The 337-nt window shown below is 64.1% G+C and carries 1 protein-coding gene; it reads left to right on the forward strand.

Going from position 1 to position 337, the window contains the following annotated elements:
• Positions 1 to 103 precede the first annotated feature (103 nt).
• Positions 104 to 337 (forward strand): hypothetical protein (locus ACWCXX_RS36595; RefSeq protein WP_451134963.1); only part of this gene is annotated, 234 nt, incomplete at its 3' end.

Here is a 337-nt window from a genome sequence, read left to right on the forward strand (position 1 = left end):
GAAGAAGACCACCGGCACGACCGACCCCACGATGTCCTGGAAGGGGTGGAACAGTCTCAAGACCCCGAAGGCCGGGTTCCGGGGCAGCACGGGCAGCAACCAGATGGCTGACGCCATTGCCGGGGTCATCGCCGACGGCATCAGCCAGGACTACGCAGCCCACCTGGACCGCAGGAACCAGCAGCTGCTGGAGCAGGCACGCAAGGACCCGGCTCTCGCGAAACGGATCATCGACGACTACCACGAGATCAAGGACAACAACGAGATCGAGGTCCTCTTCCGCGGCTTCGACACCTCCAAGGGATTCACCCAGGACGCCACCCGCCAAGTCGCTCCT

It is taken from the genome of Streptomyces sp. NPDC001732 (genome assembly GCF_053596315.1).